Source organism: Pseudomonas sp. Hz4, from assembly GCF_054898165.1.
The window spans coordinates 4,560,170-4,584,717 of sequence record NZ_CM142719.1 but is presented as its reverse complement, the minus strand read 5'-3'; the positions used below and the strand labels follow the sequence as shown (position 1 = coordinate 4,584,717).

Sequence of the window (24,548 nt, the reverse complement as noted above, 5' to 3'; positions counted from 1 at the left end):
TCCTGTTTAGCTTAGTCGATGACTTTGGCCGACTTGATGAAAACAGGGTCGGCTGGCACATCTTTCATGCCGCCACGGGTGGTGGTTTGCGAGTTGACGATGACGTCCACCACGTCCATGCCTTTCACGACTTTACCGAAGACTGCATAGCCGTCACCGCTGTCGAGGAAGTCGTTGTCTTTGACGTTGACGAAAAACTGGCTGGTGGCCGAATCAGGGTTAGAGGTGCGAGCCATGGACAGCGTGCCACGGACGTTATGCAGACCGTTTTTGGACTCGTTCTTGATCGGATCCTTGGTTTCTTTTTGCGTCATCTCTTTTGTGAAACCACCGCCCTGGACCATGAACCCAGGAATCACACGGTGGAAAATCGTGTTGTTGTAGAAGCCGCTGTTGACGTAATCAAGGAAGTTCTTGGTACTGATCGGCGCCTTGACCGGGTCCAGTTCGATCTCGATCTGGCCATTAGTGGTCTCCAGCAGCACGTGCGGCGCCTTGGCCGGTGTTGCGGCCATCAGGTTGGCGGCAAACAGAACGGAGCCAGCGACGAGGGCGATTTTTTTCAGCATGGGTCAGTAATCCTGAGTGAGGTGGTGTCGACTTCGGTGAAAAACTCGAGCAGGGTTTGGTTAAAGCGTTCGGGTTGATCCAGCGGGGTGGCGTGGCGTGAGTCGGCGATCACCACCAGCCGCGCATCGGGTAGCAGTTTTATATAGGTCTCTTTCAGCGAGACCGGTGTGTAGTCACGGTCGGCGCTCACGATTAGGGTTGGACAGGAGACCTTCGAAAGTCGTTCCTGAACCCCCCAGCCAACGATCGCATCGAAGCTGGCGAGATAAGCATGTTTGTCGTTTTTTGCCCAGCGCTCGGCCATCTTTTGTCGCAAATCAGCCTGTTCCGGTTTAGGGAACAGCTTGGCGCCCAGAGCTTTGCCGATAGCGCCCAGGCTGAGGACGCGCATCAGGCTCCAGCGCTTGAACCACTGCCAATAGTCGTCGCGGTTGCGCAGTTTGACCTCGGGCGCGCTGTTGACGATGCACAGGCTTTTGAGCAATTGCGGCTGATCCACTGCCAGTTGAAAACCGATCATGCCGCCCATGGACAAGCCCACGTAATGAGTGGGGCCCAGGTTCAGGTGTTCGATCAGGGCAATCAGGTCGGCGCTGAACCCGGCGATGCTGTAGCGCTCACGGGGTTTGTCGGAGCGACCGTGGCCGCGCACATCCGGGACGATCACCCGATAGCGGGCCGACAGCGCCGGGATCTGCTCTTCCCAGTCCAGGGTGCTGGAACCCAGCCCGTGAACCAGCAGCAACGGCGCACCGTGACCATATTCCTCATAGTGCAGGTTGCAACCTTCGTGTTCGAAATAGGCCATGCGTACACTCCGTGTCAGGCTTGTTCAGGGGCGGCGAAAGGGGCATCCAGCGGCGCAGTGTCGAAGGTGCGCAGCAGTTCGATGAGAATCTGCGTGGCCGGACCCAAGGGTTTGTCCTTGTTCGAGTAGAGGTAGAAGCTCGGGTTGCGGCTGCCACCTTGGTCCAACGGTAGCAGCTTGAGCAGACCTTCCTTGAGTTCCCGTTCGATCATGTGCCGAGGCAACCAGGCGAAACCCAGACCGCTACTGACAAAAGTAGCGGCGGTGGCCAGGCTGCCGACGGTCCAGCGCTGTTCCGCGCCGAGCCAGCCGACGTCCCGTGGCTGCTGGCGACCGGAGTCGCGGATGACCACTTGCAGTTGGCTTTCCAGGTCCTGGAAATTCAGTTCGCGATTGAGGCGATGCAACGGATGTTCGGGATGGGCGACCGCGACGAACTCGACGTCGCTCAATTCCGCGCCCAAGTAACCCGGGATGCTGAAACCACTGATGGCCAGGTCGGCCACGCCTTCGAGCAGGACTTCTTCCACGCCCGACAACACTTCTTCGCGCAGACGCACCCGGCAGCCACGGCTCTGCGGCATGAACGCGGTCAAGGCGCGGACGAGGCGGGCGCTCGGGTACGCAGCGTCGACTACCAACCGAACTTCCGCTTCCCAGCCTTGTTCCATGTGATGGGCCAAGTCTTCCAGCTGACTGGCCTGTTTCACCAGTTGCCGGGAACGGCGCAGCAGCACGCCGCCGGCTTCGGTCAGCACGGCTTTGCGGCCGTCGATACGCAACAGCGGCACGCCGAGTTGGTCCTGCATGCGCGCCACGGTGTAGCTGACCGACGATTGCGAACGGTGCAGCGCTTCGGCGGCCTGGGCGAAACCACCGTGGTCGACCACGGCCTGCAACGTTCGCCATTGATCAAGGGTCACGCGGGGCGCTTTCATGAATAGCTCCTCTTGTCTAAGCTGGCAGTCCTTATTGGAGACTGCTGAATGAAAAAGCTTTGTTGTGTGGTATCGGGTTGTGTGCTGCTGGTGATGTTGCCGCTGACGGCCTTTGCCTATCCAATCGATGTTCAAAAACAGCTGAATGGCTTGAGCATCGACTACAACGCGTATGACACAGATAGCGACATTGCTTCCATTCAGGTGAACAACTACGGCACCACCGATGCGTCTTGTACGGTGGTTTTCAACAATGGCCCGGAAGCACCGCGCACGCGCAAGATTGAAGTGGCCGCAGGCAAACACAAAAATGCCACCGCGAAGTTCACCCGGACCATCATCAAGATGCGTATCAAACTGACCTGCACCCCAAAATGACACAACGCGGAGCACACTCGCCGGGTACGCTCCGCTTATAAACAAATTTATCGATGATTTATAGCAGTTATTTGCGCTTTTTCATCGATATTGTTCTGTTTAACCTTCACTCCATCGCCTTACAGCATTCTCAGATGGAGCCTACATCCCATGTCACGTGTTCTGATCATCGAAAGCAGCGCCCGTCAGCAAGACTCGGTTTCCCGTCAACTGACCCAGACCTTCATCAGCCAGTGGCAAGCGACTCACCCGGCCGACCAGATCACGGTGCGTGACCTGACCGTCATCCCGGTACCACACTTGGACATCAACCTGCTGGGCGGCTGGATGAAACCTGCCGAACAACGCAATGACATCGAACAGGCTTCCCTCGAACGCTCCAACCAGCTGACCGACGAACTGCTGGCCGCCGACGTGCTGGTCATGGCTGCGCCGATGTACAACTTCGCGATCCCCAGCACGCTGAAAGCCTGGCTCGACCACGTGCTGCGTGCCGGCGTGACCTTCAAGTACACCGACACCGGCCCACAAGGTCTGCTCAGCGGCAAGCGTGCCTATGTGTTGACTGCTCGCGGCGGGATCTACGCCGGCAGCACCGCGGACCACCAAGAACCGTACCTGCGTCAGGTCATGGGCTTCATCGGGATCCACGACGTGACCTTTATTCACGCTGAAGGCATGAACTTGGGCGGTGACTTCCAGGAGAAGGGTCTGAACCAGGCCAACGCCAAGCTTGCCCTGGTCGCCTGAGGCTTTAATCGCCAGATAATCCCTTGATGTTCAAGTGGCTTGGCGCAACCCCTTCAAGGCTCTACGCGCATCGAACCTCCCTTTTGCACTTGTTGCTCCTGAGTGCTGTAGCCCGATTGAACGCTTTAGCGAGATCGGGCTTTTTTTTGCCTGGGATTTGCCGGGTGGCAACCTGAAGCTGAATTTGACGCGGACTCTGTGGGAGCGAGCTTGCTCGCGATAGCTGAGTGTCAGTCGACACCAATGTTATCTGACACACCGCTATCGCGAGCAAGCTCGCTCCCACAGGGATTGGTGTATTGCCTGACGGGTCGCGGTGGCTAGCAAAAACCGCTATCGTCGCCGCCATTCGAAATGAGGCGAGCATGGGCTATCTACTTTTTGTCACGCTGATTCAGGCGTTTTCCTTCAGTCTGATCGGCGAATACCTGGCCGGTCATGTCGACAGCTACTTCGCGGTGCTGGTGCGCGTGGTGCTGGCGGGGCTGGTGTTCATTCCGTTGACTCGCTGGCGTTCGGTTGAACCGGCGTTCATGCGCGGCATGCTGCTGATCGGCGCGTTGCAATTCGGCGTGACCTACGTCTGCCTGTACCTGAGCTTTCAGGTGCTGACAGTGCCGGAGGTGCTGCTGTTCACCATCCTCACGCCGCTGCACGTAACCCTGATTGAAGACGCGCTGAACCGGCGCTTCAATCCATGGGCATTGATCGCCGCATTGGTGGCGGTGATGGGCGCGGCGGTGATTCGCTACGACCGGATCAACCCGGATTTCTTCATGGGGTTCCTGCTGCTGCAACTGGCCAACTTCACCTACGCCGCCGGGCAGGTGCTCTACAAGCATCTGGTCGCCCGTCATCCGAGCGATCTGCCGCATTATCGGCGCTTCGGTTACTTCTATCTCGGCGCATTGGCGGTGGCGTTGCCAGCGTTTCTGCTGTTCGGCAAACAGAACTTCCTGCCCGAAGCTCCGCTGCAATGGGGCGTGCTGGTGTTCCTCGGCCTGGTCTCGACTGCGCTCGGGTTGTACTGGTGGAACAAGGGCGCGTGCCTGGTGAATGGCGGGACGCTCGCGGTGATGAACAACCTGCATGTGCCGGTGGGGTTGCTGATCAATCTGCTGATCTGGAATCAGCATGAAGCGCTGGGGCGGTTGTTCCTGGGTGGGGTGGTGATTCTGATGGCGGTGTGGATCAGCCGGTTGGGTGTACGCCAATCGATAACCACACACTAAACCCCTGTAGGAGCGAGGCTTGCCCGCGAAGGCGGTGTGTCAGTCGGCGACGATGTTGCCTGACACACCGCCTTCGCGGGCAAGCCTCGCTCCTACAGGGATATGTGGTGCTACATGATGTGTTTTTCGGGTTCAGGGATGTGGCTCGCGCCGAGCACTGCCGGAAGCAACCCGGCCCTCAGGTCACCCCCGCTCGGCTGCTGATAAAGGCTCAAGCCAAACTCCGGCAACACCGCCAGCAGGTAATCAAAAATATCCCCCTGAATCCGCTCGTAATCCGCCCACGCGGTAGTGCGAGTAAAGCAGTAAATCTCCAGTGGAATACCCTGGGCGGTGGTCTGCATCTGCCGAACCATGCAGGTCATGTTCGGCTGGACCTCCGGGTGGCTTTTCAGATACGCCAGCGCATAGGCGCGGAAAGTCCCGATATTGGTCATCCGCCGACGGTTGGCCGACATCGCCGCCACATTGCCCTGGGCTTCGTTCCAGGCCTTGAGTTCAGCCTGCTTACGGCTGATATAGTCGGTCAGCAAGTGTACCTGGGCCAGTTTTGACTCTTCGTCATCACGCACAAACCGCACGCCGCTGGCATCGATGAACAGGCTGCGCTTGATCCTTCGTCCACCGGACTGTTGCATGCCGCGCCAGTTCTTGAACGATTCGGACATCAGGCGCCAGGTCGGAATCGAAACGATGGTCTTGTCGAAGTTCTGCACCTTGACCGTGTGCAGCGTGATGTCGACCACGTCACCGTCGGCGCCGACTTGCGGCATCTCGATCCAGTCGCCGACCCGCAGCATGTCGTTGCTGGTCAGCTGCACACTGGCGACAAACGACAGCAGGGTGTCCTTGTAAACCAACAGAATCACCGCCGACATGGCGCCCAGACCCGACAGCAGCAACAGCGGGGAGCGGTCGATCAGCGTGGCGACAATGATGATCGCGCCAAACACGTACAAGACCATTTTCGCCAGTTGCACGTAGCCTTTGATCGAGCGGGTGCGGGCATGTTCGGTGCGCGCGTAGATGTCCAGCAGGGCGTTGAGCAGTGCGCTGATGGCCAGCACCAGGAATAGAATGGTGAACGCCAGCGCCGCATTGCCAAGGAAGATCAGGCTGGTCTTGCCTAGCTCCGGCACCAGGTGCAGGCCGAACTGGATCACCAGCGACGGCGTCATTTGCGCCAGGCGATGAAAGACCTTGTTGTGGCGTAAATCGTTGACCCAGTGCAGCGCCGGTTGGCGGCCAAGCATTTTGGTTGCATGCAGGATCAGATAGCGCGCCACTCGTCCGAGGACCAGTGCAATCACCAGCAACACCATCAGCGCCAGGCTGGAATGCAGGAGCGGGTGCTGATCGAGCGCACCCCAAAGGTCTTGGACGTTGAGCCAGAGCTGTTTGATATCCATGGGCGAAAACGGTTCTTCTATAGGACGCGACGGGGCGATTAGAGCATTTAAGACGCTTTGGATGACGTTTTGGGACAAAAGACGCAACAAAAAAACCACTGTTTAGCGCCGTTTGTATAAAGAAACTCGGCCTTAGCGCTCGAAACCGTTACCCTATGCAGCTGTTTTTTTGTATTTCTTCGAGGTAGCACCCGTGTTTTCCCAATTCGCCCTGCACGAACGCCTGCTCAAAGCCGTGGCCGAGCTTAAATTTGTCGAGCCAACGCCTGTGCAAGCAGCGGCTATTCCGCTGGCGCTCCAAGGGCGTGACCTGCGGGTGACAGCGCAAACCGGCAGCGGCAAAACCGCTGCATTCGTTTTGCCGATCCTCAACCGTTTGATCGGCCCGGCTAAAGTCCGCGTCAGCATCAAGACCCTGATCCTGCTGCCGACCCGCGAACTGGCTCAGCAGACCATCAAGGAAGTCGAGCGCTTTGCGCAGTTCACGTTCATCAAGTCCGGCCTGATCACCGGCGGTGAAGACTTCAAAGTCCAGGCCGCCATGCTGCGCAAGGTGCCGGACATCCTGATCGGTACACCGGGCCGGATGATCGAGCAACTGAACGCCGGCAACCTCGACTTGAAAGAAGTCGAAGTCCTGGTCCTCGACGAAGCCGACCGCATGCTCGACATGGGCTTTGCCGAAGACGTCCAGCGCCTGGTGCAAGAGTGCACCAACCGTCAGCAGACCATGCTGTTCTCCGCCACCACCGGTGGTTCGGGCCTGCGCGAGATGGTTGCCAAGGTGTTGAACAACCCTGAGCACCTGCAGCTGAACAACGTCAGCGATCTGAACGCGACCACCCGTCAGCAGATCATCACCGCTGACCACAACCAGCACAAAGAGCAGATCGTGAACTGGCTGCTGGCCAACGAGACCTATCAGAAGGCCATCGTGTTCACCAACACCCGGGCCATGGCCGACCGTATCTACGGCCGCCTGGTGGCGCAGGAATACAAAGCGTTCGTGCTGCACGGTGACAAAGACCAGAAGGATCGCAAGCTGGCCATCGATCGCCTGAAGCAGGGCGGCGTGAAAATCCTGGTTGCCACCGACGTTGCCGCTCGCGGCCTCGATGTGGATGGCCTGGACCTGGTGATCAACTTCGACATGCCGCGCAGCGGCGACGAGTATGTTCACCGCATCGGTCGTACCGGCCGTGCCGGCAACGATGGCCTGGCCATCTCGCTGATCTGCCACGGCGACTGGAACCTGATGTCGAGCGTCGAGCGCTACCTCAAGCAAAGCTTCGAGCGCCGCACCATCAAGGAAGTCAAAGGCACCTACGGCGGACCGAAAAAGGTCAAGGCCTCGGGTAAAGCCGTTGGCGTGAAGAAGAAAAAAGTCGACGCCAAAGGCGACAAGAAGAAAACCGGCGCCAAGGCCCCGACCAAACGCAAGATCGCCAACCGCCCGAAGACCGACGCCCTGTCGCTGGTCAGCAAGGACGGCATGGCCCCGCTCAAGCGCCGCAAGCCGGAAGCACCGGCTGCTGAATAAAGCGCGGTAGCGATCCAATAAAAAACCGGACATGTGTCCGGTTTTTTTATGCCTGGGATTCCTTAGATGGATCAACCCTCGGTTTTTTTCTCCGCCGATCCGAGCTCCTTCAATCGCTGATCGATCAACTGACACTTGTCCGGCAAATCCTTGCTCGCCGTCCCCAGATCCATCTTCTGCAACTCAGCGTTGATCTCCTTAGCCTTGGCCGGGTTCTGCTCGGTGAGTTTGGTGACCTCCTTGGCCAATTGTTCGCGTTTGATGGTGGCTTCCTCAGGGGTGCAGGCCCAGACGGGAAGTGCGCAGGCGAGGGTGGCGGCGAGGGTGAGTTTCAGCAGGGTTTTCATGGGTTGGGCCTCAATATCTGCATCGCGACGATATTGAGTGGAGGGTCGAGCGCTCTGAAAAGTTCAGGAAGCCTTCGAAGACCAGCGACCTAGAGCGGTTGTAAAAAAGCCAGAAATCAACTTATTGACGCCAGAATGATGGCAACTTGACATTGCGCCATCATATTGATATCAATTTGTCATTTCGAGGGATCGAACAGTCCTGACGCCTGCCGTCGCGAAGGACAGTGCACCATGCCCCTGGACGTCCTGACCGGGCGCGCACTTATCTCCATATGAAATCCGACCCGCTGCGAGCACCTATCGTGCTGGCAGTGTCGGGATCGCTTTGCCTTCGATTTTGTCCTCAACCATCGCTCCGACGAAACGAGATCTTTGACATGGACGTTCGCCACTGCGCCTTCCTCGCTCGCCAGCCCTCTGCTGTCGTGAAAACCCCTGAGCACTTCTGGGGTATGCCCAAGCGTGCAGTTCGACCAGAACGACCCGGTCTCGGTCAAAAATCGCGAGCTGGCTCTGGCCAGTCGCCCGTCGGTGAATCTCAACGACAAGACCGCTCAGGTCAACGTCAATGCCGCCGCCGGTGACGGTCCGGTCGGTGTGCTGTTGCCCAATAGAGGGGACGCGTCCTTCAACGTGCCGCGTGTGCAGGGACTGCCTGACACCAGCGCGCGCTCCAATCCGCACAAATACCTGATCGAAACCAACCCGGTACTGACCAACCTCAAGCAGTTCAGAGGGAACAAGGTATATCAAAGGAATGACCTCATAGACCCCAGCAGGGTTGACGCAAGTACCGGCTTTACTAACAAACAGTTGATGGAAAATGGCTTGGCGCCGTATGGTACTGACGGGAAGAAGGTAAATCTTCACCACATGCTTCAGACGCAGGATGGTCCAATTGCTGAGGTCACCCAGAGTTTCCACCAGAAGAACAGCGGTGTGATTCATATCAACTCTGGTAGCGAAATTCCGTCTGGGATCAACCGGGCGCAATTTGAAAAATGGAAGAAAGATTATTGGAAGTCCAGATCTTTGGATTTTTGACTGAGAGGTGTTGCGATGTTTGTTGATATTCACTCAGCTATTGCCGAGCTTAAAAGCGTCAGGATGAGTTTGCCCGTGCGGCAGGAACTGCCAGACGAAAGTCTCCTAGACTCCTATGAAAGAGAACTAGGGTTGGCCATTTCTGGTGAGTATAGAGTTTTTCTTAAGGAGGCCGGTGATAGTGTTTTTAATGGGAAGGATGCACTAAGAGTTACTTCTACACAGAGTCATCCTAGAGAGCTTTTACATGCCGCAAGAGAGGCTTGGAGCGTCGGAGTTCCTAAAACATGGCTTCCATTTTGTGAGGATAATGGAAATTACTACTGTATATCGGACGAAGGAGATGTCAGGTTTTGGTCGCACGATGGTACCTCTTCAGAAAGTTGGCCAACTCTAGGTGCTTGGATTAAGGCTGTCTGGATTGATGAACAATGAAGGGTAAACACTTACATGTAGAGATTACATAAAGGCGTAAAGGGGGCGGATTTGAATGGCACTTACTTAACATGTTTAGCGTGCCCATTCTTCCTGACATCTGCCCTTGCTGACCGACGTGATTTGGTCAGCAAGGGGTAGGCTTGAGGTCTTCGTTTTATGGCTCGCGGCTCGATACGACCAGGTCGGTTTCCAACGCGCCTTTGAGCGATCAGCGTCAATAAGTTTGACAGGCCATCCTCTTCTTCGGGGCTGCCATATTGTCGCAGCGCCAGCCATAGCTGAAGGCTGTGTTTGAAGCTCAGTTCGCGAGGTAAGCAGTCAGCTAATAGAGCCGATTGTGCCATGAGCATTCGGATCAGATTGTGTGCCAACAGATAGACCCATAACTCCTTGACTGCCATGCCTGGAGTTTTGCAGCTTAACTTTCCAAGTCCCAGCGTAGCTTTGAGATTTCGCAAATCTAACTCGACATGCCATCGCCCCTTGTACAGCGATTTGAGGGCTGTTTTTGGTGTCTGCTTCGGGCAACGCAACGTGGTCACCAAAGTCTTTCCGCCAGCCTTAAGCTCTCGCACTGTCAGTCTTTCAGGCGCCTGTTCGTAATGCGCCTGACTCATCCAGGGCGGCCTTCTTTCGGGCTTTTTCAACTCGATCAGATGATCTTCCGGACCGAGACTTTGACCCAAGCGAAAGTCCGTACTGCGCCGTCGAGCGCCATATTGTTCGAACACGCCATCGACACCTCTTCGTTGCAACTCGCACAGCAGGAAATAGGTAGTGTAGTAAGCGTCACCCAACAAAATGTCTCCTGCTTTCAACGTGTCGAGCATTGATCTGAGTAGCGTCTGTTCATCGCCGCCCTTACCTCGGAAACGCCCAAGGGCGGCATCTAAAACGGCGCCGCTGGAGAGGCAAACGATGCCAACCACTCGACACAGCGGAAAACCAAGACCGACCTTCTGACCGCGCGACTGCGGATAGGCACCCTGATTGGCTGCGGTGTCGGGCATGCTGACCGTCGTACCGTCCACAAGGCGTACAGGCCGTCCCATCCAGCGCCACGACGATGGTGCTTTATCACTTATCGAGGTACCGGTGTGCCTAACCAACGTGGAAACCATCTCTACAGGCAGGCGCTTTCTGGCTTTACAGTAGGCGCCCGTGCGAATGCTATTGGGCTTCATGCCGCCACAAGACCGTTTGATGGACAAGTCGTTGACCGCGTTCTGGCAAGAACGGTCGGCACTCATCGCTTGAGCCAGAAACATAGACAGTGTTTCAGTCGGCGGAAACAGACGCTCCCGATACTCTGGCAGTGCAGATTCGACGCGCTGTAACAGTTCGGGAGCAGTGAGGAGATTGAAAAAAGCATAGGCATCACAGTTCGAAGCATGTCGATGAAATCGTTGCTGTTGATGCTGGAGAATTTGACGTCTACGATTCATTGGGGTTGTGTCCTTGGTCATCGGTGTGTGTGTTCGCAACTATCAACGTAGACCAAGACCAACCCCTTCTTCATTTTTTTGCTTTTAGCTCAAGTGGTTAGCTGCTAAGTAAGTGCCATTCGGGGCAGACCACATTTATCCTGAGAAAGAGGCAGTGCTTCTTCGATTAAACGTGCTCTGTCCCCGATTTTCGCACTGTCCCTCACGTAGCAAGCGCCTGTTTTAGCCAGCACCAGTCGCCAATTACCTGTTTTCGAATGGATCCATTCATTGACGCCAGAATAATGGCCATCTAATAGCGCGCCACTATTTTGCTATCACTCTCCATTCGAGGGATCGAACATGTACCCACCCGCCCTCGTGGCGAGGTTGTGCCTGGCTTTGCTGTGCCTTTCTCCGCTAACTCTTGCTCACGCCGCCCCCACTCCCGGTGAAACCGACCTGATCCGCGAACGTCAGGATCGCTTGCTCGAAGAGCAGCGTCGGCGTCTCGAAGAGCTCAAGGAATTGCCCGGCAAGGCAACCAAGCCCACGCAACCGACGGCTCCGGCCGACGCCCGTTGTTTCCCCATCAAGGACATCGAGCTCAAAGGCGCCGACAGTCTCTCGGAGAGCGAGAAAAATCGTCTGCTCAAGCCTTACATCGGCCAGTGCCTGGGCGTTACCCAGCTCAATGAACTGTTGAAGGTCATCACCGACCACTACATCGAAAAAGGCTTGGTCACCAGCCGTGCCTACTTGCCGCAGCAGGATTTGTCCGGCGGGCATTTGAAGGTGCTGGTGGTCGAAGGCAAGCTCGAAGGCTTGAAAGGCGCGGAGGGCAGCAAGCTGTCGGACCGCGAGTTGGGCATGGCTTTTCCCGGCAAGACCGGTGACCTGGTCAATTTGCGTGAGATCGAGCAACTGGTCGATCAACTGAACCGCTTGCCGTCGAACCAGGCGCAGATGGAGTTGACGCCGGGCAAGAACGTCGGTGGCAGCGAGGTGTCGGTCAAGAACACCCCGCAAAAGCCGTGGCGTGCCGGGTTGTCCCGCAGCAACGATGGCCAGCGCAGCATCGGCGAGCAGCAGTGGGGCACGACGTTTGATTGGGACAGTCCGTTGGGCTTGGCCGATCAGTTGATGCTGCGTGGTGGCCACGATGCGATGACCGATCACCAGCACACGTCCAACAACGCGATGCTCTATTACAACTTGCCGTGGGGTTGGTGGAACTTCAGTTACACCTACAGCCAAAGCGAGTACCGCTCGCAGATCGCCGCCAATGGTTACAACTTCAAGCAGACCGGCGACAGCCAAAACCATCAGCTGCGCGCCGAGCGGGTCATCCATCGCGATGCCGTGAGCAAGACCTCTCTCAACGCGGGTATCTCTTACCTGCGCAGCAATAACTTCATCGAAGACAGCAAGCTCAAGCTGAGCAGCAACCGCCTCAGCGAAGCGCAGTACGGCATTAACCACGGTCGACGGGTCGGCAGTGCGTTCGTCAACCTCGATGTGGGTATGCAGGAAGGCATCGGCGCGTTCGATGCTCAGGGCAATGGCCATCCTGGTCCTGGCGAGCCGGACGCGCGCTACCGCAAGTACACCGCCACCGCGAGTTACCTGCAGCCGTTCAAGGTGTGGGGCGAGTCGTTCAGCTTCACCAGCCTGATGACCGGCCAACGCAGTGAAGACGTGCTGTTCAGCCCGCAGCGCACCAGCCTCGGCGGGCAGTCGTCGATTCGCGGTTACAAGGATCAATCCTTGTCCGGCGACAGCGGCGGCTACTGGCGCAACGACCTGCGCTGGAGTCGCCCGGTGACGCTGGAATGGCTACGCCCGGTGTTCGCCGAATACGGCACCAGCCTCGGCTACGACCAGGGCGTGATTCGTGGCGATCGCTACAACGGCGATCAACACGGACGCATGTCCAGCAACTCGGCAGAGCTGTTTGCTCGCGGCCAGCATGTGGCCGCCAGCGTGACGTTTGCCCATTCTCTGGAACGCCCGGACACCCTGACCGAGCGCGAAGCGCCGATCTATTTCCGCGTGGATGTCTTCCTCTAAATTCTGCTTTAAACGAGATTCGATCATGGACGTTCGCCAACTGGCCTTTCTGGCCGGCCAACCCGCTGCTGCCAAAAACCCGTGAACACTTCTGGGGTATGCCCAAGCGTGGGTTGGCGTTCCTGTTGGCCAACGTCATGTTCTGGCAACCGATATGGGCCCAGGCCGAGGGCATCGTCGTCAGCACGCCAGGCACCACGCTGGATCACGCCGGCAACGGGGTGCAGATCATCAACATCGCCACCCCCAATGGCAGTGGTCTGTCGCATAACCAGTTTCACGATTACAACGTCAGCGCCCAAGGGGTCATCCTCAACAACGGTTCGACCCAGACCTTGGCCACGCAGTTGGGCGGCATCGTCATTGGCAACCCGCACCTGAAAAACAGCGGTGCGGCGCAGACGATCCTCAACGAAGTCATCGGCGGTAGCCCCAGCCAGTTGCGCGGTTACACCGAAGTGGCGGGACAGTCGGCGCGCGTGATCGTCGCCAACCCGTATGGCATCAGTTGCAACGGTTGCGGTTTCATCAACACCCCGCGCGTGACCCTGACCACCGGCAAGCCAGTGCTCGACGGCGGCGGTCGTCTGGATCGTTTCCAGGTCGATCAGGGCAGTGTCTCCATCGAGGGGACGGGCCTTGATGCCAGCCGTGTCGACAGCTTCGAAATCATCACCCGCAGCGCGAAAATCAACGCTGAAATCCACGCGAAAAACCTGACCCTCATTGCCGGTCGCAACGACGTCAACGCCGACAATCTCAACGCCACCGCCCGCGCCGACGACGGCAGCGCCAAGCCGCAATTGGCTATCGACTCCTCGGCCCTGGGCGGCATGTACGCCGGGGCGATCAAACTGGTCGGCACCGAAGTTGGGGTCGGCGTGAAGCTGGCCGGCAACCTCGCCGCCAGTGGTGGTGATATTCAGATCGACGTCAACGGCCACCTGAGCATGGTCAAAGCCACCGCCAGTAATGTTGTCGACATCAAAGCCAGAAGCCTCGATGCCCAAGGACCGGTGTACGCCGGAACGCAATTGGCCGTGCAGACCGCCGAAGACCTGGTCAACCGTCAAAGCCTCGCCGCCAGGGACACGGTACGTCTGAGTAGCGGCGGCAAACTGACCAATCTCGGTGTCATCGAAGCCGGTGTAAATGCCGACAATAGCCGCAACGCCAGTGGGGATCTTGCCCTCAACAGTCAGGCCCTGAGCAACAGCGGCAGCCTGTTGGCCAGCCGTTCCTTGAACGCGCAGGTCAGTGGTGCGCTCGATAACCAGAACGGCATCATTCAGGGACGCAACGTCACGCTCAACGCCGCTCGATTGCTCAACCAGGGGCTCAATGCGCGGATCTTCGGCGAAGGCAGTCTGGCGTTCAACGCCCCGGCCATTATCAACCTCAACGGTCTGATCCGCTTCGCCGATGGCCAGGCGGCGACCCTGACCCTCGACAGCCTGGACAACCGCCAGGGCCGCATCGAAATCGCCGGCGGCAGCCTGACGCTCAAAGCTCGGGAGTTGGAGAATGGCGACGGCAAAATGATTGCCGGGCGCCTGGACCTCGACACCCGTCAACTCGACAACACCAACGGTTTGATCGCGGCCAATCAGACCAACGCCAAAGTCACGGCCAGCGAGCGTCTGGACAACGGCAAAGGAAAAATTCAGGCGCAGACAGCCCTGTCGTTGTCCGGCGGCGAACTGCTCAACCACGGCGGCACGCTGGCCGCCGATAAAGTGACCGTCAACGCCACCCGTCTGGATAACAGCCAAAAAGGCGTGATCAGCGCCGAGGGCGGTGCGCTGGGGCTGACCCTCGACGAAGACCTCGATAACCACGACGGCAAGGTGCAGGCCTCGAGCCAACTGAGCGTCACCGCCCAGAGCATCAACAACCGCAACGCCAGCCTGACGGGCAAAACCCTCGAGCTGACCAGTCGCGGCAAACTCGACAACACGCAGGGCACGATCTCGTCCGAAGACAGTGTTCTGGGTACCCAGGACCTGGACAACACTCAGGGGCTGATTCAGGGCACCGCGGGCCTCAAAGTTGTTGGGCGTGACCTGGATAACACCGAGGGCAAGCTGCTGGGCGGCACCGTCCATACGACACTCGACAATCTCACACAGAACACCAACGGCACCTTAAGCGCCGAGGCCGGCAAGCTCACGCTGATCGTCACTCAACACCTGAACAATGCCCTGGGTCGTTTGCAGGCCACCCATAGGGACGTGGACATTCAGGCCGCGAGCCTGGACAACCGCCAAGGTGTCGTGGCCGGTCAGCAATTGTTGCTGGTCGCCGAAGGCGGGCGCATCGACAACCGTGGCGGGCGGATCATGGGTGATCGCCTGGACCTGCAAGCCGCCAGCCTCGACAACAGCGATAACGGCCTGTTGGCGGCGGGCGTTGACGGCGCACGATTGATACTCAAACAGACGGCTCCCGGTCAGTCACAGTTGCTCAACCTCAAGGGCCGGATTCAAAGCGAAGCCGGTCTGCATATCGAGAGTGACACGGTCGATAACAGTGCTGGTGTCCTGCTCGGTAAAACCGTCGACGTTACCGCGAGGCAACTGAGCAACAACGACAAGGGCGGCATCGTCAGCAGCGATGGCACCATCAAACTGAAAGTCGCCGGTGTTTTCAGCAACGTCACCGGCGTGGTCGACGCCGCTGATCAGCGCCTGCTGCTTGAGCAGCTCTCCCAGCTCGACAACCGTGGCGGCACTTTGCGCGGCAAGCGTCTGGACATCAGCAGCACGGCCGTCGACAACCGCAACGAAGGCCAGATCATCGCCGACAGCGATGGCCTGAAAATCGTCGGCACAAGCCTGCAAAATCAGCAAGGTGTGATCCTCGCCAAGGGCAGCCACGGGGAACTGGCGCTGGGCCAGGGCAGCTTGCAGAACCAGAGCGGGACCATTCAGGCCGACAGTCTGGACATCACCGCCGGCGACCTCGACAACAGCGCCGTCAACGGTAAGGCCGGGCTGATGTCCAGTCTGCTGGGCGACCTGAAGTTCACGGTCACTCGCCTGACCAACCGCGCTGGCAAGTTGTTTGCCAAAGGCCAGGTCATCTTCGATGGTTCAAGCCTGGACAACGCCGGCGGTGAAATCAGCGGCACGCGACTGGGACTTGAAGCTGTCAGCCAGATTCTCAACCAGGGTGGGTTGATCGAGTCGGCCACCGGCCTGAACCTCATCAGCGGCCAGTTGAATAACAGTGCCGGCGGCCAAGTCCGTGCGCTCGGTGGCGCGTCGAGTCAGATCAAACTGACCGGCAACCTGATCAACCAGAACGGCGTCATCGAGATCGGCAGCCAGGACCTGATCCTCAGCGGTGTTCAGCTCAATAACCTCAGTGGCAGCGTACGTCACGCAGCGCAGGGTCTGTTCGACCTCGACCTGAATAACCTGACCGGCAGCCAAGGCAGCCTCACCGGTCTGGGCAATGGCAGTTGGGACATTGGCTCCGTCAATGGAGTGGGCACCTGGCAACTCAACGGTGGCCTGACCTACACCAGCGCGCAAGACCTGACCCTCAATGTCGGTGACCGTATCGCCAGCGCTTCGGCACTGAGCCTGAATGTCGCCAACCTGACCAACGCCGGCGAGCTGCTCAGTGACGGCAACCTGTCGCTGACCCTGGGCGGCAATCTGCTCAACAGTGGCCGAGTTTCGGCCGGACAGAAACTGACCATCGGCGCCAACGATCTGATCCAGCGCGACGGTCGTCTGGTCAGTGGCGGCGACACGCAACTGAACCTGCGCGGCACCCTCGACAACCTCGGTCGCCTGATCGCCAATCAAAACCTGACGGTGACGGCGGCCCGGATCGATAACAAAGGCACCCTCGGCGCTCAAGGCAAGGTCATTCTCAACGCGGCCAACGGCATCAGTAACGGTGCCGATACGTTGTTGTTCAGTGGCGGCGCGATGGAACTGCACGGCAACAGCCTGAGCAACTATTTCGGCGATATATACAGTCGCGGCAACCTGTCTTTCAGCGCCCTGAACGGCGGCCGGGCGGCCTCGTTCAGCAACCTGTCGGCCACTATCGAAAGCGAAGGCGACATCGACATCAACGTCGCGTCGCTGGTGAACGCCAAATCCGAATTCGAACTGACGTCCGGGCAATCTTCCGGCAGCCTGAAGTGGAAATGCGGCCAGCACTGCGATGGTAGCGACGGCTGGAAACGCGGCAAGATCACCCTCATCACCGAGTTCAACGACACCGTACTCAAGGACTCTCGCGCTTCGCGATTGGTGGCTGGAAAAAACCTCACCGTCCACGTCAATCAGGTCGAAAACCGTTACAGCCTGATGGCAGCCAACGGCAACCTCGACCTGACCGCCGACAGCCTGCTCAACCAGGGCGCAGCGTCGCGCTCGGGCCGCCGCGTCGTGACCATTGGTACCCCCGGCCGTATCGACAACAGCCTCTGGGACAAGATGGAGTACACCGATGTTCCGGCGTTCAACGCGGCGACCGCGGCAGGCAATTTCGATGAAGTGCGTTTCAAGGAACTCAGCGACCGTTCGAGTGACGATCGATTCGCCGTGCAGAGCGACGTCACCACCTGGAATGAAAACGGCAACAACGTTTACGCCGCCGTATTGCAAGCCGGTGGCAACGTCAGACTGAACGTCACCAACAGCATCCAGAACGGCACGCTTTACGAGAACACCTACGGCCAACTGACCGGTTCGCTGAGCAGCGAGCAGACGGCCTCGGTCGGCGGTATCAACATCAACCTGGGCAAACGCAGCACCGACGCCAGCGCTCAGGTGCCCAAGGACATCACACGCATCGAACGCGTGGATGCCGAAGGCGTGAAGCAAGTCAGCTTCGTTCCGGTCGACTTCCGGGGTGTGCCGTTTGCCGCCGTGGACCCGACGGCGTCTTCGACCTTCCGCCTGCCCCAAGGGCCGTACGGAATGTTCGTGCAGAGTCGCAATCCGCAAAGCCGTTACCTGATCGAAACCAACCCGGAGCTGACCCAGTCCGCGCCGTTCATGAGTTCCGATTACCTGCTGGGCAAGCTCAACTTCAGCGCCGATGAAGCCGCGCGCCGCCTCGGTGACGGTCGTTATGAATCCCGTTTGATCAGCGACGCCGTGCTGGCCCAGACCGGCCAACGCTTTCTCGCCAACGGGCTGAACGACGATTACGAGCAATTCCGTTATCTGATGGACAATGCCCTGACGAGCAAAACCGCGTTGAACCTGTCCGTGGGCGTAAGGCTGACGTCCGAGCAGGTCGCGGCGCTGACCCACGATATCGTGTGGATGGAAGAGCGCATCGTCGATGGCCAGAAAGTGCTGGTGCCGGTGCTGTATCTGGCGCAAGCCGAATCGCGCAACGTGCGCGGCGGCAGCCTGATTCAGGGCCGCGACCTGACCCTGATCGCCGGCAACGACCTGGTCAACGTCGGCACCCTGCGCGGCACTCACGACCTGTCCGCCAACGTCAAAGGCAGCCTCTATCAGGGCGGTCTGGTCGAAGCCAAGGAACGCCTGAGCCTCATGGCCACGGACAGCATTCGCAACGCCCTGGCCGGTGAAATTCGCGGCAATCAGGTCAGCCTCAGCACCCTCAAGGGCGACATCGTCAACGACCGCACCGCCATCGCCGTGGGTGCAGGCTCCGGCATGCGCACCCTGGTCGACGACGGCGGCAGCATCAGCGCCCGCGACACGCTGACCATCAAATCCGCCCGCGACTTGACCAACTCAGCGGCCATCAGCAGCGGCGGCGACGCCAACCTGAGCGCCACCCGCGACCTCAACCTGCTGGCCACGCGCAACAAAAGCGAAATCCACGAACTGGCAGATGGCGGCCATCGTTCCACCATCACCACCACCGTGGAAAACCTGGCCTCGAGCGTCACCAGCGGCGGTAACCTGACCCTCAACGCCGGCCGCGACATCAACGTCATCGCCAGCACCGCCAAGGCCGAAGGCAACCTCACCGCCGACGCCGGGCGCGACCTCACCCTGGCCTCGGCCGGCGACGAACACAACGTCGAAACCCACAGCAAGGACGGCAAAAAACGCACCCACGAAGAGGACAACCACACCGTTCAGAAAGCGGCTGAGTTCAGTGCTGGCGGCAATGTCAAAACCAGCTCCGGCCGGGACACGACGCTGATCGCGAGCAAGATCAGCGCGGGGAACGAGGCGTATGTTTACGCGGGTAATGACCTGAACCTGCTGGCGGCGCAGAACAAGGATTACACGCTGTATGACATGAAGGAGAAGGGTGGTTGGGGCGCCGAGAAAACCCAGCGCGATGAAGTCACGCAGATCACCCATGTGGGCAGCGAGATCAAGACGGGTGGCAACTTGACGCTGATCAGCGAGGGCGATCAGCGCTATCAGGTGGCGAAGCTGGAGAGTGGCAAGGACATCACGCTGGACAGTGGCGGGGCGATTGTTTTTGAAGGGGTGAAAGACCTGCATGACGAGAGCCATACCAAGAGTGATGGCGATGCTTTCTGGACCTCATCGAAAGGCAAGGGCAATACCGACGAGACACTGCGCCAGACCCAGATGATTGCCAAAGGCAACATCACGATCAAAGCCGTCGAAGGCCTGCAAATCGACCTCAAGCAGGTGAATCAGCAAAGCGTCAGTCAGACCATTGATGCGATGGTCCAGGCAGACCCTCAGCTTGCCTGGTTGAAACAGGCCGAAGCACGCGGCGATGTGGACTGGAGGCAGGTCAAGGAGATTCATGAGTCGTTCAAGTACAGCAACTCGGGATTAGGGCCAGCATCACAGTTGATCATTGCGATTGCGTTGGCTGCCGTCATGGGGCCGATGATGGCAGGCATGAACGCGATGTTGCAGGCGGTCGCCGTGAGTGCTGCGACGAAGGCCACCGTCAGCACCATCGACAACCGAGGCAATCTTGGCAAGGTCATCAAAGACGTTACTTCGAAAGACAGTATCAAAGGCTATGTGACAGCCGCCGCGACAGCCGGCGTTATGCAAGGGCTCAATTACAACCCGGGTGCACTGGGGCTGGACGCCAAGAGCATGCAGATTGTGGCTATCAAGGTGACTGCCGATGCTCTGATCAAGACGGCTGTTTACGGCGGAAGCTTAAAGGACAATCTGGCCAGTTCGGCTGTCAGCGTAGCTGCAAGTATTGGTGGCGCTGTCGGCGCCGGGGAGATTGGTGATCTGCCCCTGCCAGAGGGCGGTTTAGCAAAAATCCTCCTGCATGCGGGGTTGGGTGGCTTGCTGGCTGAAGCGATGGGCGGTGACTTCCGCACCGGAGCGTTGGCGGGTGGCGCTAACGAAATACTGGTCGGATTGCTGGGCGACAAGCTTTTACCCTCAAACCTCGTTCCGGGCTCTGCGGAGTACAACCAGGCCCAGGCCAACCTCCTCGCGCTTTCGCAAATTGTTGGTGTGTTAGGCGCAGCGGCTTCTGGTGGGGATGTCGGGGTTGGTGCTGCAGTGGCGGCGAATGCTACACAGTACAACTATTTGACTCACGAGGCATTTGATGAGGTCGATAATTGCCTGTCGGGCAGAACTTGCTCCACTCAGCAGCAGAAAGACGCGGCGATCGCGAAGGCTGAGAAAATGAGTGAGTTTCTGGATTCTGAAATGCGTAGCATGTGTGATAAAGCTCCTCAAAGTGATGGCTGCCGGACGGCGGTGAACGCTGCGATAAAGTACATCGCCATGCAGGATGCATGGAATATCATGCACAGTGATGTTTCTCGCACATCGCAAAGTACCTTTAACTATCTCTATAATACGGAAGGTGCATCCGACCGGTTGGTTACCTATCTGAATACTATCGACAATCGAGCAAATTTTTTTGGAGCCAGTAATCTCTATGAACAACAACTTGGGATAGGGGCCAAGTGGTTCTGGGGTGCGGAGGCCGTTTCTAGGGCGCCATTGAATGGGTTAGGTGCAGATGGAAATGCATCTTACATAACCTTTGGTCTGGGTTGGTTGTTGGCTCCAGTATATAGCTGGCGTACAGCGGCTGGTGATGCACTGATCAACGGCGGGTTCGATAACTTCAAGGGTCTATTCAATAAAGTCAGTACTGATCCTGTTGCTTGGGATATAAATCAATTAAAGACCGAGCAGTCTTTACTGCAGTCAATTCATGAAAGATTTTTGGAGGAGCACAATATTTTTCAGAATATTGGAAGGCTAGCTACTGATACTTCAATTTGGCCCGACTCCATTGTTGGTGCCAATGGAGGGGTGTCTATTTTGGACTATAAATCTCGGGTGGAATTTGGTTGCAAATTACTGGGGCACTCTAAGAGTCAAGGTTGTGTGCCATGAGTGGAGTCATTTATCCACGTCGTAAAGTTTTTCTGGCTTTTTTTCTTTGTCCGCTAGTACTTGTATTCATTGCCGGAATTATCAGAACAGTAGCAGTGCTCGCCGAGTTGGTGAGTAATCCAAAATTGTTGGGTTCGGTGAGGGGCGCTGAATTGCTGTTAATGCCGTTTTTGACCCCTCTTCTCATACAGTTAGCTTTCTTTCTGCCGTTTCTGGGTTACGCATTGGCGATTGCATTAATTAAAGTCAAGAAAACACCGCGTAACTGTATGGTGGTTTCCTTTTTGGGAAGTTGTATAGCAACATCGTGGGTATTGTTGTTTATTTCAAATGTAGTGCAAAATATTAAGGGGGCTCAGTACTCAGACTATGTCGTTGAGCTTCTGATACTGTTCGTCGCATCGATGGTTACCTGTTGGTTAACGGCCCATTTCTTTTTGCCTGAGGAAGGTTATGTCGAAGATTAGATGTGGTAGGGTGTGTTGGGATAGCATTGAATGGTTGATTTTAGCGTGGTCTGTTCGACATTGTTTCTACAGGTTTAACTATCCATAAAAATCTGAGAGATTTCTTGCAGGGGATGGCCGTGAATAATAAGGTCACTTAGATCACCAGTTAACTTGATTTTATTTGTCCGATAAGGAGTGCTCGATGCGTTTTTTTGGTTGTTGGCTCCTATTGATCTTGGCAGCGCTGCTGTCAGGCTGCAACACCACTCCCTACGACAAGGCGACGATTTACTACGATCGAGCGCAGTTCCCTGAACAAATCGTGAAAGACTATCCGGCGTTGAGTGATCCCATTCTCCAGCACGGACGTTGCTCGCTGATTATTGCTACGCCCGGTTCGAACACTGGTACTTACTACTTCTGCACCTATGCGCTGACGGCGAATGGGCTTTATGTGCAAGGATGGGACGCCAAGGTGCTGAAGTATGTGGAGATCGTGCACGTTGATTTGTCGATGCTCAAAAAAATATCCCTTTATTCATTCTTGCGAACGAACCAGCTTCAGTTGACAGAGGAGCGACGTCAGATAGCACTGAGTGCCTCCATTGACGAGGGCGGGTATGTCGATACTGCAGCCACTGAGCGTTTGTTCGAAACGATCAAGCGCAAGGGTGTTCTCGTGGTGAAAAGCGAAGGCATGATGAACCCGCCTGCACCTGCGACGCCGATGATCATTCCAATCATCGTTCCGAAATGAAGGCGCGATGGGGCAATTTTGGTGGAATGCGCAATGTGATACGGGCGACCCATAGGTCGCCCGTTTTGCATTCACTCCGCAGCCTGCGCTCCCAACCGTCTGCCAATCACATCCATCAAATCACAGCCATCGCGCAACGGGATGGCGAGCAATTTTGAGAAGTCGGATAGCACCACCGTATCGCAACCAATCTCGGCACGAAAGGCGATGTTCTCCAGCACTTGGGTGACCGTGCGAATTCGGTAATCCGCCATCGCTTGCAGGACGTCTAGCGGGGCTTGGGTGTCGATGAGCAGGGAGGCCGGGATCAGGTCGATTCCGGTGAGGGGCATGTATCTATCCATAGCTGGAGTCTCTTGTAATTAATGAGGACTCTCTATGATCAGATCGCCAAACCCGGTCGTCTTTTGGGCGACGGTTTGACTATAAGGATCTGCCACCCAGCGGTACAGAGCGCCGGTTCTGAACTTGATGTAGGGGAAATGCCCTGGTGCGGTCGGACAGTCTCCGGCAATTTGCTCATTACTAAACACTGCCAACATTTGTGGGAGCGAGCTTGCTCCGGGCGGCGATCCGACGATAGCGGTATATCAGTCGATATCAGTGTTGAATGTTTGTCAGTCATCGCGAGCAAGCCCGCTCCCACAGTGGATTTGCGGTGTTTGGAAATAGTGTGTCCGGCAGATGCTCTACCCCCCATGGCAGCAGCTGGCCGAGGCCTTGTCATCATACTGATCGTGAAGCCTCACCCACTCCATGATTTCCTCTTCATTGCGCCCCTTGGGCGTCAGGTCGAGGTAGTTGTAGGCTCCGACCAACATGTCCAAGCCTCGGGCATAGGTGGAATAACTGTGGAAAATCTCGCCCGCTTCATTGCGATAAAACACGCTGAGGCCGGGGAGTTCTTCTTCGGCGCCGTCGGATTTTTCGTAGTTGTAGGTGGCTTTGCCTGCCGCGACGTCTTCTGCTCGGGCCGAGACGCCGAAGTCGTAGTTGAAATCGCAGCCTTCTGACGATACCCAGTCGAATTTCCAGCCCATGCGCCGTTTAAAGGCCTGGAATTCCGCGAACGGTGCGTGGGAAACCGCCACCACGGCGACGTCATGATGGGCCAGGTGTTGGTTGGCGCCGTCGATGTGGTCGGACAGGAACGAGCAGCCGGAGCAGCCTTCGTCCCAGCCTTTGCCAAACATGAAGTGGTAAATGACCAACTGGCTACGGCCGCCGAACAGGTCAGCCAGTTTCAGTTCGCCGTTCGGGCCCTGGAAATGGTAGTCCTTGTCGATTTTCACCCAGGGCAGGGCGCGGCGTTCGGCGCTGAGTCTGTCGCGTTCTTTGGTGAAGGCTTTTTCGTGGGCCAGGTGTTGCTTGCGGGCGGCGAGCCATTCTTCTCGGGAGACGACGGGATGATTCTGAATGTTCATTGGGATTCTCCTGCAGGGTGCTGGGAGGTGACTTACACAGCCTAGTCGTTTGGCCTACGTCCAATTCGACATGCCGCCGGTCGGTACACGTAAAAACCTTGGCTGAACGGCTTCGAGCCGCGCCGGTCACAACTTAAGAAGGCCATCTCACTCACAGGCTTTGGAGGTTGAATCAGGATGACAACTTACAACTGGGATTTGATTGAACGCTTGCTGCACGAAGTGCAACACGGTGAGGCCAGTTTTACGCCGCGACCGTATGCCGAGCAGTACGCGGCGCAGAAAGCAACGGAGGGCGAGGAGACGGAAAACCTGGATCACCTGAAAGCGGTGGCCGGTGAGTACGAAAAATTACTGTTGGAGCGCGGTTATATCGAGCCACGGCCTGAGGAGCAGGGTGGCACCGGCTCGAATTACATTTTGACGGCGCGGGGTTCGAGTTTATTGAGCCTGATCGACAGCAGTATTCCGGGCAATGACCATCCGCGGCAGGTGTTGGATGAGCAGGAAGATGCGCTGGATGAGGTGACGTTTGATGGGGTGGCGTCGAAGGCGCAGATTGCCTGACGGTCTCCGACTACCAATAATGTGGGAGCGAGCCTGCTCGCGAATGCGGTGCGGCAGACAGCAGTGATGTCAC

Annotated in this window: 19 protein-coding genes; 11 read left to right on the top strand and 8 right to left on the bottom strand. The window is 57.4% G+C overall.

Annotated elements, in window-relative coordinates:
- Positions 1-11: 11 nt before the first annotated feature.
- From ACYZTR_RS20900 to ACYZTR_RS20890, 3 genes are read right to left on the bottom strand one after another with little or no spacing between them, the layout of a single operon-like run.
- Positions 12-569, bottom strand: a complete 558-nt coding sequence (locus ACYZTR_RS20900) for a peptidylprolyl isomerase (protein ID WP_461973589.1) — start codon at positions 567-569, stop codon at positions 12-14.
- A complete protein-coding gene (locus tag ACYZTR_RS20895; protein WP_461973588.1) occupies positions 563-1,378 on the bottom strand; it encodes an alpha/beta fold hydrolase in 816 nt (271 codons plus the stop codon). The genes ACYZTR_RS20900 and ACYZTR_RS20895 overlap by 7 nt, the downstream gene beginning before the upstream one ends.
- A gap of 14 nt (positions 1,379-1,392) precedes the next feature.
- A complete protein-coding gene (locus tag ACYZTR_RS20890) occupies positions 1,393-2,316 on the bottom strand; it encodes a LysR family transcriptional regulator (protein ID WP_033056127.1) in 924 nt (307 codons plus the stop codon).
- 48 nt (positions 2,317-2,364) lie between these two features.
- Between ACYZTR_RS20890 and ACYZTR_RS20885 the strand changes: the two genes are divergently transcribed.
- The 3 genes from ACYZTR_RS20885 to ACYZTR_RS20875 all read left to right on the top strand — a co-directional run bounded on the left by ACYZTR_RS20885 (position 2,365) and on the right by ACYZTR_RS20875 (position 4,676).
- Positions 2,365-2,694 (top strand): 3-phosphoglycerate kinase, encoded by a 330-nt coding sequence (locus ACYZTR_RS20885; protein WP_282377086.1) that lies wholly within the window; start codon positions 2,365-2,367, stop codon positions 2,692-2,694.
- A gap of 150 nt (positions 2,695-2,844) precedes the next feature.
- Positions 2,845-3,444 carry an FMN-dependent NADH-azoreductase gene (locus tag ACYZTR_RS20880; RefSeq protein ID WP_461973587.1) on the top strand — a complete coding sequence of 200 codons (600 nt, stop codon included), beginning with the start codon at positions 2,845-2,847 and terminating at the stop codon, positions 3,442-3,444.
- A 365-nt stretch (positions 3,445-3,809) separates the two neighbouring features.
- On the top strand, positions 3,810-4,676 hold the full coding sequence (locus ACYZTR_RS20875) for a carboxylate/amino acid/amine transporter (protein ID WP_461973586.1): 867 nt from the start codon (positions 3,810-3,812) through the stop codon (positions 4,674-4,676).
- Between the two features lie 110 nt (positions 4,677-4,786).
- Here the strand turns inward: ACYZTR_RS20875 and ACYZTR_RS20870 are convergent, their stop codons facing one another.
- Positions 4,787-6,085 carry a mechanosensitive ion channel family protein gene (locus ACYZTR_RS20870; protein ID WP_461973585.1) on the bottom strand — a complete coding sequence of 433 codons (1,299 nt, stop codon included), beginning with the start codon at positions 6,083-6,085 and terminating at the stop codon, positions 4,787-4,789.
- 193 nt (positions 6,086-6,278) lie between these two features.
- Here ACYZTR_RS20870 and ACYZTR_RS20865 point away from each other — a divergent pair, with 193 nt between their 5' ends.
- The gene (locus tag ACYZTR_RS20865; protein WP_064679181.1) at positions 6,279-7,625 is read left to right on the top strand and encodes a DEAD/DEAH box helicase; all 1,347 of its coding nucleotides are present in this window, start codon (positions 6,279-6,281) and stop codon (positions 7,623-7,625) included.
- A 71-nt stretch (positions 7,626-7,696) separates the two neighbouring features.
- On the opposite strand, the gene ACYZTR_RS20860 is transcribed toward ACYZTR_RS20865, so the two are convergent.
- Positions 7,697-7,972: a hypothetical protein gene (locus ACYZTR_RS20860; protein WP_461973584.1), complete on the bottom strand. Its 276-nt coding sequence runs from the start codon at positions 7,970-7,972 to the stop codon at positions 7,697-7,699.
- Between the two features lie 465 nt (positions 7,973-8,437).
- On the opposite strand from ACYZTR_RS20860, the gene ACYZTR_RS20855 reads away from it, so the two are divergent.
- Complete coding sequence (locus ACYZTR_RS20855) at positions 8,438-9,019, top strand: HNH/ENDO VII family nuclease (protein WP_461973583.1); 582 nt, start codon at positions 8,438-8,440, stop codon at positions 9,017-9,019.
- 15 nt (positions 9,020-9,034) lie between these two features.
- Positions 9,035-9,454: an SMI1/KNR4 family protein gene (locus ACYZTR_RS20850; protein ID WP_461973582.1), complete on the top strand. Its 420-nt coding sequence runs from the start codon at positions 9,035-9,037 to the stop codon at positions 9,452-9,454.
- 62 nt (positions 9,455-9,516) lie between these two features.
- On the opposite strand, the gene ACYZTR_RS20845 is transcribed toward ACYZTR_RS20850, so the two are convergent.
- Positions 9,517-10,902 (bottom strand): IS4 family transposase, encoded by a 1,386-nt coding sequence (locus ACYZTR_RS20845; RefSeq protein WP_461973581.1) that lies wholly within the window; start codon positions 10,900-10,902, stop codon positions 9,517-9,519.
- Positions 10,903-11,244: 342 nt separating this feature from the next.
- Here ACYZTR_RS20845 and ACYZTR_RS20840 point away from each other — a divergent pair, with 342 nt between their 5' ends.
- From ACYZTR_RS20840 to ACYZTR_RS20825, 4 genes are all read left to right on the top strand, one after another.
- A complete protein-coding gene (locus tag ACYZTR_RS20840) occupies positions 11,245-12,951 on the top strand; it encodes a ShlB/FhaC/HecB family hemolysin secretion/activation protein (protein ID WP_461973580.1) in 1,707 nt (568 codons plus the stop codon).
- 98 nt (positions 12,952-13,049) lie between these two features.
- Positions 13,050-21,278 (top strand): two-partner secretion domain-containing protein, encoded by an 8,229-nt coding sequence (locus ACYZTR_RS20835; RefSeq protein WP_461973579.1) that lies wholly within the window; start codon positions 13,050-13,052, stop codon positions 21,276-21,278.
- Entirely contained in the window at positions 21,275-21,745 is a 471-nt protein-coding gene (locus ACYZTR_RS20830; protein ID WP_461973578.1) for a hypothetical protein, read from the top strand. Before ACYZTR_RS20835 ends, ACYZTR_RS20830 begins: the two co-directional genes overlap by 4 nt.
- Positions 21,746-21,929: 184 nt before the next feature.
- Complete coding sequence (locus ACYZTR_RS20825) at positions 21,930-22,484, top strand: hypothetical protein (RefSeq protein WP_461973577.1); 555 nt, start codon at positions 21,930-21,932, stop codon at positions 22,482-22,484.
- A gap of 71 nt (positions 22,485-22,555) precedes the next feature.
- Here ACYZTR_RS20825 and ACYZTR_RS20820 read toward each other — a convergent pair whose 3' ends face one another.
- Entirely contained in the window at positions 22,556-22,828 is a 273-nt protein-coding gene (locus ACYZTR_RS20820; RefSeq protein WP_461973576.1) for a hypothetical protein, read from the bottom strand.
- A 345-nt stretch (positions 22,829-23,173) separates the two neighbouring features.
- Entirely contained in the window at positions 23,174-23,908 is a 735-nt protein-coding gene (locus ACYZTR_RS20815; protein WP_461973575.1) for a DUF899 domain-containing protein, read from the bottom strand.
- A 177-nt stretch (positions 23,909-24,085) separates the two neighbouring features.
- On the opposite strand from ACYZTR_RS20815, the gene ACYZTR_RS20810 reads away from it, so the two are divergent.
- A complete protein-coding gene (locus ACYZTR_RS20810; protein WP_461973574.1) occupies positions 24,086-24,475 on the top strand; it encodes a transcriptional regulator in 390 nt (129 codons plus the stop codon).
- Positions 24,476-24,548: the final 73 nt, after the last annotated feature.

Excerpts from the sequence above, each read along its gene's own strand:
- ACYZTR_RS20815 (WP_461973575.1), bottom strand. The coding sequence starts at position 23,908 with ATGAACATTCAGAATCATCCCGTCGTCTCCCGAGAAGAATGGCTCGCC.
- ACYZTR_RS20825 (WP_461973577.1), top strand. The coding sequence starts at position 21,930 with ATGCGTTTTTTTGGTTGTTGGCTCCTATTGATCTTGGCAGCGCTGCTG.
- ACYZTR_RS20875 (WP_461973586.1), top strand. The coding sequence starts at position 3,810 with ATGGGCTATCTACTTTTTGTCACGCTGATTCAGGCGTTTTCCTTCAGT.
- ACYZTR_RS20870 (WP_461973585.1), bottom strand. The coding sequence starts at position 6,085 with ATGGATATCAAACAGCTCTGGCTCAACGTCCAAGACCTTTGGGGTGCG.
- ACYZTR_RS20900 (WP_461973589.1), bottom strand. The coding sequence starts at position 569 with ATGCTGAAAAAAATCGCCCTCGTCGCTGGCTCCGTTCTGTTTGCCGCC.
- ACYZTR_RS20840 (WP_461973580.1), top strand. The coding sequence starts at position 11,245 with ATGTACCCACCCGCCCTCGTGGCGAGGTTGTGCCTGGCTTTGCTGTGC.
- ACYZTR_RS20845 (WP_461973581.1), bottom strand. The coding sequence starts at position 10,902 with ATGAATCGTAGACGTCAAATTCTCCAGCATCAACAGCAACGATTTCAT.
- ACYZTR_RS20810 (WP_461973574.1), top strand. The coding sequence starts at position 24,086 with ATGACAACTTACAACTGGGATTTGATTGAACGCTTGCTGCACGAAGTG.
- ACYZTR_RS20835 (WP_461973579.1), top strand. The coding sequence starts at position 13,050 with ATGCCCAAGCGTGGGTTGGCGTTCCTGTTGGCCAACGTCATGTTCTGG.
- ACYZTR_RS20880 (WP_461973587.1), top strand. The coding sequence starts at position 2,845 with ATGTCACGTGTTCTGATCATCGAAAGCAGCGCCCGTCAGCAAGACTCG.
- ACYZTR_RS20820 (WP_461973576.1), bottom strand. The coding sequence starts at position 22,828 with ATGGATAGATACATGCCCCTCACCGGAATCGACCTGATCCCGGCCTCC.
- ACYZTR_RS20895 (WP_461973588.1), bottom strand. The coding sequence starts at position 1,378 with ATGGCCTATTTCGAACACGAAGGTTGCAACCTGCACTATGAGGAATAT.
- ACYZTR_RS20850 (WP_461973582.1), top strand. The coding sequence starts at position 9,035 with ATGTTTGTTGATATTCACTCAGCTATTGCCGAGCTTAAAAGCGTCAGG.
- ACYZTR_RS20890 (WP_033056127.1), bottom strand. The coding sequence starts at position 2,316 with ATGAAAGCGCCCCGCGTGACCCTTGATCAATGGCGAACGTTGCAGGCC.
- ACYZTR_RS20860 (WP_461973584.1), bottom strand. The coding sequence starts at position 7,972 with ATGAAAACCCTGCTGAAACTCACCCTCGCCGCCACCCTCGCCTGCGCA.
- ACYZTR_RS20885 (WP_282377086.1), top strand. The coding sequence starts at position 2,365 with ATGAAAAAGCTTTGTTGTGTGGTATCGGGTTGTGTGCTGCTGGTGATG.
- ACYZTR_RS20830 (WP_461973578.1), top strand. The coding sequence starts at position 21,275 with ATGAGTGGAGTCATTTATCCACGTCGTAAAGTTTTTCTGGCTTTTTTT.